This window comes from Aeromonas sp. 2MA4 (genome assembly GCF_029237305.1).
Classification (GTDB): Bacteria; Pseudomonadota; Gammaproteobacteria; order Enterobacterales; family Aeromonadaceae; genus Aeromonas; species Aeromonas salmonicida.
In genome coordinates this window covers 1-16,158 of record NZ_JAACFY010000005.1, presented here as the reverse complement: position 1 = coordinate 16,158, position 16,158 = coordinate 1, and the positions used below count along the sequence as shown (strand labels likewise).

Annotated in this window: 10 protein-coding genes; 4 read left to right on the top strand and 6 right to left on the bottom strand. The window is 59.7% G+C overall.

The features are described 5' to 3' along the window. Positions 1-421: 421 nt before the first annotated feature. From GWQ31_RS06910 to GWQ31_RS06900, 3 genes are all read left to right on the top strand, one after another. Positions 422-1,153 (top strand): transporter substrate-binding domain-containing protein, encoded by a 732-nt coding sequence (locus GWQ31_RS06910; RefSeq protein WP_275908971.1) that lies wholly within the window; start codon positions 422-424, stop codon positions 1,151-1,153. A gap of 39 nt (positions 1,154-1,192) precedes the next feature. Further along, positions 1,193-2,719 (top strand): methyl-accepting chemotaxis protein, encoded by a 1,527-nt coding sequence (locus tag GWQ31_RS06905; RefSeq protein ID WP_275908970.1) that lies wholly within the window; start codon positions 1,193-1,195, stop codon positions 2,717-2,719. Between the two features lie 208 nt (positions 2,720-2,927). Continuing rightward, a complete protein-coding gene (locus GWQ31_RS06900; protein WP_265433675.1) occupies positions 2,928-3,668 on the top strand; it encodes a dienelactone hydrolase family protein in 741 nt (246 codons plus the stop codon). 89 nt (positions 3,669-3,757) lie between these two features. Here GWQ31_RS06900 and GWQ31_RS06895 read toward each other — a convergent pair whose 3' ends face one another. The 3 genes from GWQ31_RS06895 to pykF form a co-directional block, all read right to left on the bottom strand. After that, complete coding sequence (locus tag GWQ31_RS06895; protein WP_275908969.1) at positions 3,758-4,768, bottom strand: beta-propeller fold lactonase family protein; 1,011 nt, start codon at positions 4,766-4,768, stop codon at positions 3,758-3,760. Positions 4,769-4,959: 191 nt separating this feature from the next. Continuing rightward, complete coding sequence (gene mscK / locus GWQ31_RS06890) at positions 4,960-8,283, bottom strand: mechanosensitive channel MscK (protein ID WP_275908968.1); 3,324 nt, start codon at positions 8,281-8,283, stop codon at positions 4,960-4,962. A 147-nt stretch (positions 8,284-8,430) separates the two neighbouring features. Beyond that, complete coding sequence (pykF, locus tag GWQ31_RS06885; protein ID WP_099992100.1) at positions 8,431-9,843, bottom strand: pyruvate kinase PykF; 1,413 nt, start codon at positions 9,841-9,843, stop codon at positions 8,431-8,433. A gap of 303 nt (positions 9,844-10,146) precedes the next feature. Between pykF and GWQ31_RS06880 the strand changes: the two genes are divergently transcribed. After that, positions 10,147-10,371 carry a hypothetical protein gene (locus tag GWQ31_RS06880; RefSeq protein WP_275909082.1) on the top strand — a complete coding sequence of 75 codons (225 nt, stop codon included), beginning with the start codon at positions 10,147-10,149 and terminating at the stop codon, positions 10,369-10,371. Positions 10,372-10,448: 77 nt separating this feature from the next. On the opposite strand, the gene GWQ31_RS06875 is transcribed toward GWQ31_RS06880, so the two are convergent. From GWQ31_RS06875 to ggt, 3 genes are all read right to left on the bottom strand, one after another. Further along, positions 10,449-11,630: a M28 family metallopeptidase gene (locus GWQ31_RS06875; protein ID WP_265433678.1), complete on the bottom strand. Its 1,182-nt coding sequence runs from the start codon at positions 11,628-11,630 to the stop codon at positions 10,449-10,451. Positions 11,631-12,037: 407 nt separating this feature from the next. After that, positions 12,038-13,690 carry a YbaL family putative K(+) efflux transporter gene (gene ybaL / locus GWQ31_RS06870; RefSeq protein WP_275908967.1) on the bottom strand — a complete coding sequence of 551 codons (1,653 nt, stop codon included), beginning with the start codon at positions 13,688-13,690 and terminating at the stop codon, positions 12,038-12,040. Positions 13,691-14,064: 374 nt separating this feature from the next. Further along, positions 14,065-15,846 carry a gamma-glutamyltransferase gene (gene ggt, locus GWQ31_RS06865; protein WP_275908966.1) on the bottom strand — a complete coding sequence of 594 codons (1,782 nt, stop codon included), beginning with the start codon at positions 15,844-15,846 and terminating at the stop codon, positions 14,065-14,067. Positions 15,847-16,158 lie beyond the last annotated feature (312 nt).

The window sequence follows — 16,158 nt, the reverse complement described above, 5'->3', positions numbered from 1 at the left end:
AACGCTCTATTTGGCGTATGTGTTGACGTATCTGCTTTCGTGACCTTAGCTAAAGGACAGGTTTGGCTCTGAGGTTATGCTGCGCAATATGAAAAAATGGATGTGGGTGTTTTCAATCATTTTTTTGTCCCTTGCCTCTCTGGTTGTACGACTTGTCATGGTATTGCACCGGGCAATTTTCCCATCAAGCCCTGGCCATCATGGCGCAGCCACTTCTCATCCTGATCACCAGATCCTTTGGTCAGCCAAGTCAGCCACTATCTCGTTACTACAGCTGATCCACCCCCCATCTGCTTGCTGCCACATGTGTCATGAAGGCGGTGAACCGTGAAAGCCGGCGCGACCCAGCCAGGGTCATGACAGCCCAGTCATCGACAATGGCGGGTATTTAGGGATGAGTTATGAGCAAAGTGAGGTTGCAATGACATATCAACTGTTGTGGAAAAGTGCCCTGTTCTCCGTCTCTTCGGTATTGGCCATGAGCGCAGTACAGGCCGCACCGCTGAATGTGATGACCGAGGATTATCCGCCCTTCAACATGCAGGGGGAGGGGGGCAAGATCGTCGGGCTCTCTACCGAGGTAGTGGAAGAGTTGCTCAAGCGGGCCGGCGTCGAATACAAGCTGAGCATGATGCCATGGAAGCGTGCCTATGAAGACACGCTCAGCACCCCCAATAACGCCCTCTACTCCACGACGCGGACTTCCGAGCGGGAGGCTCTGTTCAAATGGGTTGGTCCTCTGGTCAACAATAACTGGGTCTTTTTTGCCAATCCCGACTCCAATATCACGATAGCGTCGCTGGAGGATGCCAAGCAGTATTCAGTCGGCGGTTATAACGGTGATGCTGCGGCAGAGTTCCTCAAGGCGCAGGGGTTCGACAAACTGCAACTGGCGGCCAATGACACGGCCAACGTGAAAAAGCTGGAGGCTGGCCGCATCGATTTGTGGGCGACCGGCGAATATCTGGCGCCTTATCTGGCCAATCAGGAGAAGACCACCAATCCCAAGCCGGTATTTGTGTTCAAGGAAACGCAAATGAGTTTGGCCTTCAACAAAGAGACACCGGATGATCTCATCACCAAGCTCAACGAGATCCTTGCCGCCATGAAGGCTGACGGCACCATCGAAAAGATCAATGCCAAGTACCAGTAACACCAGGAAGCGGCCAAGTATCGATGTCGGGAGGGAACCATGGATTGGAATAGTCTGAAGTTCAGGATTGCCGTGCTGACCTCCCTGTCGGTGAGTCTGCTGCTGGTGCTGTTTGGCGGCTACAACTACAGCGCCGCCAGAGCGGATAGCTATAACAGACAGGCCGCGCTGGTCGAGCAGGCCATCAGCCGGCTGCAGTTGTCTTTGCCCGGCCCGCTCTGGAATTACGAGTCAGCGTTTATCGAGGCATCGCTGAAATCGGAGCTGGCTGCCGATGCGCTCAGCGCCCTGCTGGTAGTGAACAAAGATAAACTGGTGGCGGGGTTTGCCCGTGAGCCTGCTGGCGACATTCAGGGGGTCGCCCAGCTGCCAGCGGATACCGCCGCCTATAGTGGTCATGATCTGGTGTATGACGACAATGGCCAGCAGAACACTGTAGCCAAACTGCTGGTGCTGACCAGCGATGACACCATTCAAATACAGCTTCGCCAACTGCTCATCACCACTGTCTGGCAGATAGTGGTGCTCGATATCTGCATCATATTGTTGCTGATGGTGCTTATTCATCGCAACGTGCTGCGGCCCTTGCATCAAATGAACTCAGCCGTTTCTGACTTGGCCCGGGGGGATGGTGATCTGACGCAGCGCCTCAAGATCCGCCGCCAGGACGAGATGGGGGCTCTGGCTGGCAACATCAATCAGTTCATCGCCAAGCTGCAAGGCACTGTGGCCGAGATCAACACCCTCTCAGCCGGTGTACTGCAAACGGCGGAGCTGTGCGATTCCCTGGCGACCGATACCCGCCGCGGCAGTGATGAACAGCAATCAGAGCTGGATCAGGTGGCGACCGCCATTACCGAAATGAGTCATGCAGTACAGGAGGTCGCAGGCAATGCGGTGAAAACCTCAAGTGCGACCGATGAAGCCAGCCTCTATGTCGATCAGGGCTACAACCTGGCGGGCCATGCCAATGAGGCCATTCATCAACTGGTGGGAGAGGTGGAGCGGGTCGCCAACCTGATCCGCTCGCTCTCGACGGAGAGCAGCAGCATCGGCAATATCATAGAAGTGATCAACGGCATTGCCGAGCAGACCAATCTGCTGGCGCTCAATGCTGCCATTGAAGCGGCCAGAGCCGGAGAGCAGGGCCGTGGTTTCGCCGTGGTGGCCGATGAGGTTCGTACCCTGTCAGGGCGTACCCGGCAATCAACCGAAGAGATCAGTGCCAGTATAAAGCGGCTGCAACAGGCGACACAAAATGTGGTGTCCGGCATGCAGCATAGTCAGGACAAAGCATCGCAGGCAGGTGTCGAAGCGGCAGATGTGCAGGTATCTGTCGAGAAAATAAAGACCCAGGTCAGTCTCATTCGCGAGATGAATATGTATATCGCTCAGGCGTCGGAAGAGCAGCATTCGGTGGCGCAAGAGGTCAGCAACAGTGTCAATCGCATTGCCGGGCTCAATAATGACAGTGCCGCCCGGGTGGCTCAGGTAGCGGAGGCAAGCAGCGACTTGCGCCAGTTGTCGGCCCAGCTCGACAGCTTGCTCAAGCAGTTCAGGGTATGAGTTTTGGTGGAACCAATGCTCATGATGAAGCATTACAGATGCCGATAGCACAGCCAATTGGGCGGCGAAATCAGCAGAATAACGAGTTTGTCGATCTTCAGGGGCCATTCACGAGTGGCCCCTTTGCATATCCGCTTTGCAGAAGGGGGTCGCGGCGTCAGGCGCGGCGGCTACAATCAGAACGCTTGCTCATGACCCGGAGAGAAAGATGAAGAGAAGATGGATGCTGCTTTTACTTGGACTGCTATGGGGTGGCGCTGTTCAGGCCGGGGCTGTGCCCTATCAGGTCGATGGTCAAGCCTTCGAGGGTTACTACCTGGCAGCCCCTGACAAGCAGGCGCCGCTGGTGGTGCTGGTACATGACTGGGACGGGTTGACGGAGTATGAAATCAAGCGAGCCAGGATGCTGGTAGCGCTGGGTTACAACGTCTTTGCCGCCGATCTGTTCGGTGCAGGAGTCAGGCCGACCGCCATGGAGGACAAGAAACGGCTTACCGGTGCTCTGTACCAAGACAGGCCCAGGATGCGCAAGCTGTTACAAGGGGCCTTGACCGAGGCTGCGAAGCAGGGGGGGCGGCTGGATAATGCCGTGGCCGTCGGTTACTGCTTCGGCGGTGCCGCTGTGCTTGAGCTGGCCCGCAGCGGTGCCAGTCTCAAGGGGATCGTCAGTGTGCATGGCGGGCTGGAGACACCGGCCGGGCAGGATTACCAGCAGACCCGGGCGAATTTGCTCATTCAGCACGGGAGTGCCGATCAGGCGGTGTCACTCGGTCATTTTGCGGCGCTCATCGCCGAGCTGGAGAGTGCGGGCATCAAGCATGAGGCGACCAGCTACAGCGGTGCCCCCCATGCGTTCAGTGTGTTTGGCTCGGACAATTACCGCGCCGATGCCGATGCAAAAGCCTGGCAGCGCTTCACCGAATTCCTGGGGGAAGTGACCAGGGGTTAGATCGGCCAGAGTGAGATAGATAGTGAGGTAGAGAGCGAGACAGCAATTTCAAGCCATGGCACTTGCCATGGCTTTTTACTGTCCGCATCTCACTGTGTTGGCAAGGCCAGTATCCTCACCCACATGGCCCCTTCCCCGACAGGATGGCGCGCGAGCAGGGTTAGCTGGCCGCTATCGGGATCGATACGGTGGATGGCTATCTGGTGAGAGGCCTGCCCGGCCGCCACCAGATAGCGACCGCTGTGATCGATGGCAAAACCGCGGGGCATGGTCTCGGTCGGGAAGTGGGCGAGGGCGGTCAGGCTGCCATCTTGCTCAGCTATGCCAAACAGGGTCAGCAGGCTGCTGGCCCGCTCGCAGCTGTAGAGAAAACGGCCGTTCGGCGTGACATGCAGATCCGCCCCCCAGCGCTCTCCCTGATATCCCTTGGGCAGCATATCCAGGTTCTGTTGCTGGCTGATCTGGCCACCCGCGTCACGCCGATAGCGGTTGATGGTGCAATCGAGCTCGTTCAGGCAGTAGATGTCGCCATTGACGGGATGCAGCGCCAAGTGTCTTGGCCCGGCCCCTTTGGCGGTATGCAGGTCCCCCAGAGGGTGGGGTAGCAGTTGGCCATCAGCACCGAGGATAAAACGGCGGATGGCATCTTCGGTGAGGCAGGCGACCAAAGCCTCCTGTTCTCCCTGTTCGTTGGTCAGCAAGGTAACAGAGTGAGCCGTCATCAATGGGGCCAGCTGCTGGTGTGGCGCCTGCACAATGCCGCTGGCATCGATGAGAGAGACGGTGACGTGGTTGAAGGCATAAGAGGCGGCAAACAGGAAACGCCCGCTGGCATCGATAGCGGTATGGGAGGCGCTGCCCGCCAGAGGGGCCGAGCCCTGTTCTGCGAGTTTGCCATCTGCGTCGATCCGGTAGCTTATCACCGCAAAATCGGGGCGCACGGCAGCATGGAGCCATTTTCCGTCCGGGCTGATCACCAGGGGCTGTACCTGACCCTGTGTGCTTACCACTTGCAAGAGTTGCATCTCCCCCGAGTCGGCCAGGGAAAACACATGGATCTGCTGGCTGCCGGGGCTGGCGACATAAACGACTTGCTGCATTGTGCTTCTCACTCCTGATTATGGGCAACGGCAGGCCAATCTTATCCCCATCCCCCGGGATCTTGCCTGTTCTTTTGTTCGGGTCGGGCACAGGGGGTTGCCATGGAGGCAAAGCCAGTTGGCTGGGCTGATGGAGAACTGGCAATGAAAAGGCCCCATGACGGGGCCTTTGGCGTTTGATACCTGATGCATCAGCCGGGCTGCGGGCCCGGCAGGGCGGAGGGCTGGGTGGAGTCGGACTCCACTTTCTGCTCTTCGCCCTTCATGTTCTTGATGTAGACATCCATCTGGTTGAACGCGATCTCGATGCCGTTCGCCTTGAACAGGGCGTCGATCTTGCGGTTCAGTTCATCCACGGCCGGGTTGCGATCGCCGAGCTCACTCACGAAGAAACGCAGCTCATGATCCAGGGTACTGGCCCCGAAGGTGAGGAAGTAGACGATGGGAGCCGGGTCTTTCAGCACGCGGCTGTTATCATCGGCTGCCTGTTTGAGCAGGGTGCGGGTCAGCTCCAGATCCGAGCCGTAAGCCACACCCACCCGCACGATCACCCGGGTGACGGTATCGCTCAGGGACCAGTTGATCAGGCGCTCCGTCATCAGCGCCTTGTTCGGGATGATCACCTCCTTGCGATCGAAGTCGGTGATGGTGGTGGCCCGAATGCGGATCCGCGAGACGGTGCCCGAGTAGGTACCAATGGTGACAGTGTCACCGATCCGGACCGGACGCTCGAACAGTATGATGATGCCGGAGACGAAGTTGCCGACCACCTCCTGCAGACCAAAGCCGATCCCGACCGTCAGACCGGCGGCGAGCCACTGCAGCTTGTCCCACTGCATGCCCATCAGGGAGAGGGCGGTCAGGGTACCCACACCGATCAGCACATAGTTGAGCATGGTGGTGATGGCGTAGGCCGTCCCCTGGGCGAGGCGCAGCTTGGAAAGCACCAGCACCTCCAGCAGACCGGGCAGGTTGCGGGCCAGTGACCAGGCTGCGCCCAGCATGAAGATGGCAGTCAGCACATCGCTCAGGCTGACGGGATAGAGCACGGCACTGGTGCCAGAACCCACGCTCTTGTGCCACAGCACCATGCTGTCGAGGTAGGAAAAGACCGCCACCAGATCGGACCAGAGCCAGTAGAAGGCGACGCCGAATACCAGCAGCAGCACGGTACGGGTCAGACGCAGGGATTGCTGGCTGACATCCTCCAGATCCATGGGCTGCTCTTCGATGGACTCGCCACCTTCCGCGTCTTCCTGGGATTTGTGTTCACGCTTGGCCACGGCACGGCGGTAGGCCAGACGGCGGGCCGCCAGCTCCAGACCACGCAGTGAGGTGCGGTAGACCAGGCTCCAGATGATTAGCAGGTAGAAGGATTCCACCAGACGGCCGGTCAGTTTCAGCGCCGTGTAGTAGTAGCCCAGTCCTACCAGCACCATCAGTGCCACCGGCGCCAGCGCCAGGGCGACCGCAGTGATCGACTGTTGCATGCTGCCCTCCCCCTTGATGAGGGCGCGAGAGATGGGGAACACCAGATAGGTGGTGAGGCCCAGCAGCAGCAGGGTCAGCGCCTGACCGACAACGTCGTTGCCCAGCGACGAGGGTTCTACCACCGCCTTGGTAGAGAGCATGATGAGGGGCAGCAGCGGCAACCAGAGATAGCGCATGCTGGTGCGCTTGGCCTGCAACTCGGCCTTCGGCATGCGGAAGTGGGATTCAGCAATGCCGCCCGGGCGCATTACCGCCAGATAGACGCTGAACACCAGATAACCGAGTGCCAGGTTGAGGGTGATCTGGAAAATCAGTTTGGGGCTGAGCAGGCCACAGTAAGTAAGCCAGAGACCGGCCGCCAGAATGAAGAGGCTGCCCGGCAGGCGCTGCAGCACCGTATAGAGCAGGGCGCGCGGTGTATGCCACTGGCTGTCCTGGCGAAAACGTCCCAGATCCTTGTTGATCTTCTTCTGCCGATTGAGCAGGGAGGGGCGCTTCCAGATCAGCAGGCCACCTACCAGCAGCAGCGGGAAGGCGAGCAGGGAAACCGGCAGCAGTCTCTCGCCCCAGCCGTCCCAGTCCGGTTTCAGCACCCAGTCTGAGGCTTGCTTGTAAGCCTGGGCTGGCCAGCTGATAAACCATTTTACATCGATGGGTTTGTTGCTGCTGACCCAGAAGATGTGTTGCTGCAGAGTAAATTCGATGGAGGCGTAGATCCGCGCCAGCTGCTGCTGGGTCAGCTGCAGGCTGATGGCGTTGGTCAGCTGACTGTCGAGCTGACGGTTGAGCTGATCGAGCAGGCTGATGCGGGTGTCGAGCAGGGTGGAGAGGCTGGCTCTGTCCTCTGCACTGACCGGCTCGCTGCTGCTGGCGATCAGGTTGTCCAGATACTGGGTTTTCTGGAACAGTTGGTCACGTTGCTGGCTCAGTTCGAACTGTGCCAGATGCAGGTCGGCGATCTGCTCTTCCAGATTCTTGACCAGAGTGGAAGGGGCCGACTCCAGCTGCTGGTAGAGCTGATAGAGGATGCGCGACAGCAGCAGGTTGCCCTTGAGCATCTGTACCTGTTCGTTCAGGTTGCGCTCTGTCTGGGTGCCGCGTTCCAGCCAGCTCTTGGCTTGCAGGTTCTTCTGCACCAGATTGTTGAGATTGGTGGTGGCGCTGACCAGTTGCTGGCTGAGCTGATGATTGAGCTCCTGCTCTTTTTGTACCAGCGGGTTGTCGGCAATGGCGACCAGTTCGCCGGTCTGTTCTGCGGTTTTTTCGGTATCCCCTAGACGTTTGGCGCTGCTCTGCTCTTGCAGTAGTTGCAGTTTTTGCTCTTCGTTGGCGAGGCGGGCATTCTGGTAGTCCCGTTGCTTGACCGCCAGATCCTGCATGCTGGTGCGGTTATCCAGCTGTTTTTGCAGATTGGCCAGTTGCAATTCCAGCAAGGCCAGCTCTGCGCCCAGCTTCATCTTCTCGGCACTGCTGACGCCGTCACCGACGTTGAGGCGGGTGCGGATCTCCTGGCTGCGCTGATAGGCACGGCTCATGTTGGTCTGAGCCCGCTCAGGCAGGGTTTGCAGACTGGTGAGCTGGCTGCCGATGGTGCCGAGGGTTTCCTGGGCATCCTGCATGTTGGCAATGACTTCGGGCTGGCGACTCTCCAGCTCGGCCAGACTCATGCGAGCGTACTCACTCTTGATCTGCTCGGCGCTCTTGTTCTGGGTCAGGGCATCGAGTTTGGCGCTGATGTCCCTGAGCTCACCCGGCAGAGAGCGGAGACGTTGGGTTTGACTCTTGGCCTTGGCGTGCTCCTTCTCGATGCTGTCGAGCAGGCTGAGGGTGTCTGTCAGAAACTTCTGGTCGGCCTGCTGGCTGACGGTGAGGGCATCTGATTTTCCGAGGGCATCGAGCGCCCGCTGTACGCTGGCCCGTTGGGGCACATCCTGCGCCATGGCTTGCGGGGCGCAGAGGCTGATGAGTAAGCAGAGCAGCGGCAACAGGGCTGCCGAGGCTCTTTTGAAACGTGTTGAGGGCATAAAACTTCCGGGTTATTACGCGATATTTGGGACATTTCCCACTTGGATTGAATCCGCGTGGATTCTAACACCGGGCTTGAACGGGAAGCAGGGGGGCAGATAAAAAAAACGGCGCCCGCAGGCGCCGTTTTATCGGTTCAGGACTGATTAGAGTACGTGAACGGAGGCGGTGTTGGTGGTACCGCTCGGTACCAGGGCACCGGAGACCATGACGACCACGTCACCCTTCAGACCCATGCCGCTTTCCAGCGCTGCTTCTTTGCCGATGCGATAGAAATCGTCGGTAGAGGCGATGCTGTCAACCACGTGAGTCACCACACCCTTGGTCAGAACCAGTTGGGCAGCGGTTTTCTTGTTGGTGGTGATGGCCAGGATCCAGGCTTGCGGGAAGTACTTGCGAATGGCCTTGGCAGATTTGCCGCCTTCGGTGGCGACCACGATCAGCGGGGCATCCAGCTTCTCGGAGGTCTCGACCGCGCCTTTACAGACCGCTTCGGTGATGCGCAGCTTGTTGCTGTCGTTGGCAGCAGACAGGTTGGACGGCATCACGGCATCGGTACGCTCGCAGATGGTGGCCATGATGGTCACGGCTTCCAGCGGGTACTTGCCCTTGGCGGACTCACCGGACAGCATGACTGCATCGGTACCGTCCAGGATGGCGTTGGCCACGTCGCCAGCTTCGGCGCGGGTCGGACGCGGGTTCTTGATCATGGAATCCAGCATCTGGGTGGCGGTGATAACCACTTTGCGTGCCTTGTTGCACTTGGTGATGATCATCTTCTGGGCGAAGATCACTTCTTCAACCGGAATTTCCACGCCCATGTCGCCACGTGCCACCATGATGCCGTCGGAGACAGCCAGGATCTCGTCGAAGTTGTCCAGGCCTTCCTGGTTTTCGATCTTGGAGATGATCTGGATGTTCTCGCCACCGTGGGCTCTCAGGTGCTCACGGATTTCCAGCACGTCTTCTTTCTTGCGAATGAAGGAAGCAGCAACGAAATCAACGCCTTGCTCGCAACCGAAGATGAGGTCGCGCTTGTCTTTCTCGGCCAGGGCCGGCAGCTTGATGGAGACGCCCGGCAGGTTGATGCCTTTGTTCTCGCCCAGATCACCGCTGTTCAGCACTTTACAGATGACTTCACGCTCGGTGATTTCGATCACGTCCATGCCGATCAGGCCGTCATCCACCAGGATGCGGTTGCCGACGCGCAGGTCGTTGGCGAAACCGGCATAGGTCACGGCCACTTTGTCTTTGTTGCCAATGACGGTCTGGTCGGTGGTGAAGGTGAAGGTCTGGCCAGCGACCAGGGCAACGTCGTTGCCGCCTTCCAGCTTGATGGTACGGATTTCCGGACCCTTGGTGTCGAGCAGTATGGCCGCGTGCTTGCCGGTTTCGGCCATGACAGCGCGCAGGTTGTTGATACGACCACCGTGCTCGGCGTAATCGCCGTGGGAGAAGTTCAGGCGCATGACGTTCATGCCGGCATCCAGCATTTTAGCCAGCATTTCTTTGGATTCGGTCTTGGGACCTATGGTGCAGACGATTTTGGTCTTTTTCATGTCAGTCTTCATGGTTAAGGAGTTTCCGCCGTGCAATATACACCAGTTTTTGGATACTTTTTATGATCCAGAAACAACGTTTTGACCAGATAACGTTTTCTTTTCAGGGATAACGTTTTCCTCCCGGTTACTTTTTAGGGCATAAATTAACTGGTTTTCGCAGATCTGGCATAAATGTTGCCATATGTGTCTCGGCGCCAGTCAGCCTCGTCAGATGTTGTAAAATGACGATCCTTCCCTGTCATCAAGCCGTCATCAGTCTCGACAAGAATAGACACTGTGACTGAACATGAGAGCTGCAATATGGCGCCCTATCTGCTGATACTCTCTCTCGCCCTGCTCGGTATGCAGGCACTGCCCGCCAGCTGCTGGCCGGATGATCCAGCGCCTCTGGAGGGGGACGTCAGCGCCCTTGAGCTCGCCGAATTGCACCAGATGCTGGCGGCCAGTGAACCCCTTCTCTCCCGCCCAGCCTGGCAAGAGCTGCGTCAGGCCACTCTGCTTGGCTGGCATCCACAATCCCGCTGAAAACCGTGTGATAAGCAAGAAAGGGAGGCCGAGCCTCCCTTTCTTGTCTTATTGCTGCTTGTTCAACCGGGTGTCACTCAGTTGATCTTGCCCATCTCGATGGCGAAGCTGGTGGCCAGCTGGGCAAACTTGAGGGCATGGCCAGCCGAGGCATCGGAGTTTTGCAGGGTATCCTGCGCTGTGTGGATCTTGGGGTTGTAGTCGTTGAAGCGTGACTCGAACGGCATGGCGGCGGGATAGCCCTGATTGTGCCAGGAGGCGTGATCCGAGCAACCGTAGCCGCAGCTGTCATAGCCATAGCTTATTTGTGGCAGGTAGGCGTCAAGCAACTGGGTGAGATAGCCGGTCAGTCCCTTGTCCGTGTAATCGGTCATGAAGACGATATCCTCAACCGAGCCCTGATAGTTGGTCATGTCCAGCTGCAGCGCGGCCAGTACCCTGGTGTTGGCCGCCTTGTAGCGGGTCGCTATGTCCTTGGAGCCGCGCAAGCCCACCTCTTCTGCCGCATAACCTATAAATTGCAGGGTGCGCTCCGGTTGGCGGCCCTGCTCGGCGATGACCCTCAGTACTTCGGTCAGGGTGGCGATGCCGGAGGCATCATCGTCGGCGCCCGGGGCCAGGGTGCGGCTGTTGGGAGCCGAGCCTGCGGTGGAGTCGAGGTGGCCGCCGAGCACCACGACTTCGTCAGGATAGCGGCTGCCCTTGAGGGTCAGCACCACGGATTGCTGCGGATAGCCGCTGTGTTTGACCCGGCTGACGCTGGCCCAGGGCAGAGCACTGCCGAGGCTCTGCCACTGGCTGGCGACCCAGTCGGCGGATTGCACCCCGGTTGTGGTGGTGTAGTAGCGGTTGCGCCAGCTGGAGAGCTTGCTGATGGTGCCCACTATGTTGCCCTGATCCAGATAGGGCAGCAGTCGGTTGACACTGGCACCCTGAGTCAGCGGTGGCGGGCTGAACAGGTTCTGGCTGAGGGGTTGGGCCATGCTCTGCAGCGCATCTGCCAGCGTGCTGTGAACCACATAGCCGCCACAGCGTTGGTGGCCTTCATGCATCAGGTGGGAGAGGGTACCCAGCTCACTCGCCTCTATCTGGGCCAGCTGGATGGGGGCGCCGCTGGCGCTGAACAGGGGGGCCAGCTTGGCCTTGACCTGCCTGAGTTCGACGCCGCTATCGGCACCGACCGTGATCCAGACGGGTTCAGCGGCCTGCACGGCGAGGGGCAGCAGGGGAAGCAAGAGGGCGGTCATAAAGAGTTTCATGTCGGATCCTTCCGGGTATTGTCACAGGTGACTAGCATGGGTGGGTGTCATAAGACGACCACCCCAGTCTAGCCAAGGGGGCGTTCACCGGATCTGCCCATCTGGTATGCGGACTCCCCCGTCCGGTGGGGGCCGCTGCACAATCTGCTGTTTACCACCGGGCTTGTCCCGAGCTGGCCGGAGCTTTGTGCTGACAAGGAGGCGGGTGGCAGTGTGGTTGCAAGGTGGTACCCAAGGTGCCCCGGCTGGGGGGCTGACGAAGGGAGCCAAACTGTGCCATGGCGCTGAGGTGCGTTCGGGATTGCCGATATGACTCATCAGCCATCGTCAGCACGATTCAGTCACTGATGGACTGCGGGATAAACGAAAGGGGCCATGGGCCCCTTTCTTGTCTGGTGGTGACGGGCTTATGCAGGGGCGCCAGTGGTTTCCGCCAGCATACCGAGCGCTATCTCCCGCTCCCCCATGATCACCTTGTCGGCCCCCTGCCGGGTGAGGAAGCTGACCTCGTCATCGCTGTGGGCGCGGGCGATTACCCGGATGGCCGGATTGATCCGCCTGGCCTGGGCGATGGCCTCGCCGGCCTCGAAGCTGTTGGGGATGGCCACCAGCAGCCAGCTGGCATCGGCGATGGCGGCGCGACACAGCACCTCATCGTTTGCCACGTTGCCATTGATATGGGGGATCCCGGCCTGGTGCAGGCTCTCCAGCCGGTGCGGATCCTGCTCTATCACCACCAGCGGCCGCTCGGCGGCTTGCAGCCCTTCCACCAGCAGGCGACCGACCCGGCCAAAGCCTACCAGTACAGTGTGCTCCTTCATCTCGACGGCCGGGCACTTGCACTCGGCCAGTGCCTGGGTGTTGTCGGCATCCGGGTGCTTCTCCAGGTAGCGCTCGACGGCATTGAATACCAGGGGGTTTAGCATGATGGAGAGGCTGGCACCTACCAGGATCAGATCCCGAGCCGCTTCCGGCACCAGCTTGAGCACGATGGCGAGCCCAATCAGGATGAAAGAGAACTCGCCGATCTGGGCCAGGCTGGCGGAGATGGTGAGCGCGGTGCGCTGGCTGTAGCGAAACAGCCGCACTATGGCGTAGGCCGCCACCGACTTGCCGAACATGATGATGAACAGGGTGGCCAGCACCGCCAGCGGATCCGTCAGCAGCACAGCGGGATTGAACAGCATGCCCACAGAGACGAAGAAGAGCACGGCAAAGGCATCCTGCAGCGGCAGCGTGTTGTTGGCGGCGCGATGGCTCAGCTCGGAGCTGTTCATGACGATGCCTGCGAAGAAGGCACCGAGGGCGAAGGAGACGCCGAACAGCTTGACCGCCCCGAAGGCGATGCCAAGGGAGCCGGTCAGTACCGCCAGCGTGAACAGCTCGCGGGAGCCAGTGCTGGCGGTGTGAGCCAGCAACCAGGGAATGAAGCGGCTACCCACCACCATCATCAGCGCCACGAACAGGGCGACCTTGCCGAGGGTCCAGCCCAGATCCAGCGCTATGCTCTGCCAGCTCATGCTCTGATCGCCGTGCTGAATATTGGCGAGTATGGGCAGCATCACCAGCGCCAGCACCATCACCAGATCCTCGACGATGAGCCAGCCGATGGCGATGCGCCCCTGCAGGGTCTCCAGGTTCTGGCGGCTCTCCAGCGCCCGCAGCAGCACCACTGTACTGGCGGTGGAGAGGGCGAGGCCGAACATCAGGCCGGCGGTGAGATCCCATCCCAGCAGGGAGGAGAGCCCCATGCCGAGCAAGGTGGCGACCGCTATCTGGACTATGGCCCCCGGGATGGCGATCTTCTTCACCGACATCAGGTCGCTGAAGGAGAAGTGCAGGCCGACCCCGAACATCAGCAATATGACCCCCAGCTCCGCCAGCTCGGGCACCAGCGCCATGTCGGCCACATAACCCGGTGTGAAGGGGCCCGAGATCACCCCGGCCGCCAGATATCCCACCATGGGGGAGATCTTGAGACGATGGGCAAGCATGCCGAGTACGTAGGCGAGCACGAAGCCGCCAACCAGGGTGGTAATCAGGGGAAGGGAGTGGTCCATGTCGTCACCTCGCTAATGGCAGTCAGGGGGCTACCAGATCACCGCACGGGATGAAGAGGGCAGCTGTCAATGAGCAGGGGGCGAAAGAGACAGATGTTGGCCGCAGCGAACACTGGATATTGAGGACAACAGTTGTCGTTTCTGTTGAAAAATAATACAAATTTTGCTTAAAAGCAATATTTATCCACATTTTGACGCTTGTTTGCGATTAAAAGTGCATAGGTGTCGAAATTAAGGGTGAGAAGAGACGGCTTTGTCCATTTCGTTGGCAGGAATAATTCATCGTTGATGATTTTTTCCTGTATGAGTGGGTGCCAGGATACAACAAGCATCAAGGCGACCCTGAGGTCGCCTTGGTGAAGATACGCTGGCACTCATTCGCCCTTGGCAATGCCCTCGCGTCTCGGATCGGCGGCGCCGAACCAGCCGCCGGCATTGCGCTCGACCCCTTGCAGACCCGAGGTCTGCTCGCTCAGTACCACTTCGTGGCCTCTGGCCTTCAGTTCCTCGACCACTGACATGGGCGTACGTCCCGCCTCCAGCTCGGTGGGGCCGTTGCGGCTGCCAAAGTTGGGCAGGTTGATGGCCTGCTGCAGGTTCAGCCCCCAATCCTGGGTGCCGAGCAGCGTCTTGCCCACGTAGTTGATGATGGCGGAGCCCCCCGGTGAGCCCAGCGTCATGGTCAGCTCGCCACTTGGCTTGTCAAACACCAGCAGGGGGGACATGGAGGAGCGTGGCCGTTTGCCAGGCTCGACCCGATTCGCCACCGGCAGACCGGCGGCATCCACCGAGGTGAAGGAAAAATCGGTGAGCTGGTTGTTGAGCAGGTAGCCGTTGACCATCAGCCGCGAACCGAAGCCATCCTCGATGGAACTGGTCATGGAGACCGCCATGCCCGCCTTGTCGACGATGGAGACATGGCTGGTGGAGGGGAGCTCGGGGGTCGCATCCTTGCCGCGAGCCAGTGCCAGCGGCGGCATACCGGGCTGGGCGACCCCCATGGAGCGCTCGCCGACAAGCTTGCTCCGCTCGGCCAGATAGCCCTTGTCCAGCAGCCCCTTCACCGGCACGCTGACAAAATCGCTGTCTGCCACATACTGGTTGCGATCGGCGAAGGCGAGCCGCGCCGCCTCGCTGTAGAGGTGGATGGCATCGCTTGACGCGGCAAGCTGACCTTCTGGCGTCGTCACAGGTTTGAGGGCTGCCATGTTGCGGCTCTCCAGCATGCCGAAGATCTGTCCCAGGGCTATGGTGCCGGAGGAGGGGGTCGGGAAGCCGCAGATCTGGCTCTGACGGTAGTCAAAGCAGAGGCCGTCGCGCAGCTTGGCGCGATAGCTGGCCAGATCGGCCGCCGCCAGCACACCGGGATTGGTGGGATGCTGGCGCACCTTGGCCACCATGGCATCTGCCAGCGGCCCCTGATAGAAGGCATCCTCCCCCTGTGTGGCCAGGGTCTTCAGCACCCGGGCCAGCGCCGGGTTGGTGAGCGTGCTGCCGGCAGGCCTTGGTGTGCCGTCGGGCAGATAGAAGTAGGCGCGGGCATCCGGGTCTTTGGCGAGATAGGGGTCTTTTGCCAGCAGGGTGGCGAGGCGCGGGCTGATGACAAACCCCTGCTGCGCGAGGGTGATGGCGGGCTCGAACAGCGCAGCCCAGGGCAGCTTGCCATAGCGCTGATGGGCCAGCGCCAGCGCCCGCACTGTGCCAGGCGCACCCACAGAGCGACCGCCCACCACGCCGTCATAGAAGGCCATGGGCTTGCCATCCTTCATGAACAGCTGATCCGTGGCGGCGGCAGGGGCTGTCTCGCGACCATCCACAGCCGCAACCTTGCTGCCATCCCATACCAGCAGCAGGGAGCCACCACCGATACCGGAGGATTGCGGCTCCACCAGAGTCAGTACCAGTTGCACGGCGATGGCGGCATCCACGGCGCTGCCGCCAGCCCGGATGATCTGGTAGCCCGCATCCACGGCCAGCGGGTTGGCCGCAGCCACCATGAAGTCATGGCCCTGCCAGCCCTGTTTGTCTGTCCAGCCGCTGGCGGCTTCCGGGGCGATCAGGGTCTGGGGGGGCGGGGCATAGTGAAAGCCCTTATCACTGGCGCAACCGGCCAGGAGGGCGAAGGCAACGGCCAGCCCCAGGGGTTTGAGCAACATGACACTCTCCTTGTCTGTTTTATGACCATGAGGGGCGACTATGTCACGATTGGCACTGGTTACTCAAGTTGTTGAACAGGATCAATGCCTTACTCATTTATCAATAGGCCCCACCCGTCAGCGCCGGCCATAAAAAAACCGCCCTGGGGCGGTTTTTGCAATTTGGTGAAGCAGGCCGGGCTAGATGTGATCTCTCTGTAGGTTGTTCACTCGGGGCATTCCCGGAAAACTGGAGGCGCCAACCAAACCAATCATCCGAGGTGCCCCAGTGAACAACCATAAAAATGCCCGATTAACCGTCTTTGGTCGACA